The organism is Bacillus sp. JJ722, assembly GCF_036963345.1.
Lineage (GTDB): Bacteria > Bacillota > Bacilli > Bacillales > DSM-1321 > Bacillus_AD.
Window position 1 is genome coordinate 1 of record NZ_JBALMO010000415.1, and the last position, 806, is coordinate 806.

1 protein-coding gene is annotated in these 806 nt (G+C 29.7%); it reads right to left on the reverse strand.

Translation table 11 applies throughout. The features are described 5' to 3' along the window. Window positions 1-94 precede the first annotated feature (94 nt). The gene (locus V7014_RS26960) at window positions 95-712 is read right to left on the reverse strand and encodes a TetR/AcrR family transcriptional regulator (protein WP_335512178.1); all 618 of its coding nucleotides are present in this window, start codon (window positions 710-712) and stop codon (window positions 95-97) included. Window positions 713-806 lie beyond the last annotated feature (94 nt).

An 806-nucleotide genomic window follows, 5' to 3' on the forward strand; every position in this document is an offset into this window, starting at 1 on the left:
AAAATTTCACCTTTCTTTATATTTAGATGAATATCTTGAATTCCTCGTTCTTTTCCATAAAGCTTGGTTAAACCTTTTATCTCAATTACATTTTTCATACATACTCCTCCTTATAGAAAGCTTGACGATACATTTGTAAATAGGCGTCAAATTCCTTGAAGATATGTTCTAGATTGCTTCTATCTAGTTCATTCTGTTCTTCAACGAATCCTTTTGAAGCCCACAAAATAGTATTAATTACCATTTCGAGGTTGATTTGTTCTTTAAATTTACTGTAATCCACATTTTTAAAAAAATTTTCAATAAATTCTTGTTGTAGCTTCTTACTTTCACTATTAATCTCAGTCGCTACTTCAGGAGCTTTTTCATGGTATGCACGCATTAAAAAATCATACAAAGCAGGGTATTGTTGCATAATTTTTAATTTGCTCAATGTAGTTATTCTAAGTATCTCAAAGAAATCTGTTTCATTATGATCTATAGAAGCATTCATTATATCTACACTATATTCGACACAGTAATCAAATAAAGCCAAATAAAGCTTCTTCTTGGAACCGAAGTAGTGAAAAAGCAATCCTTTTGAAATATCTGCACTTTTAATAATTTCATCAGTAGTCGCCTTTTTGTATTCATGGTTTCCAAAAACTGAAATTGCACCATTCAAAATCCTATCTCGTTTTTCTTTTGGTAAATTTCTAAACTTTTCATTCACGTTACTCACCTCCTTATAAACACATATTGACTAAATGAGTCAATTTATATTAATGTAAACACATTGACCAAAACAGTCAATGGGTTATAGTAAT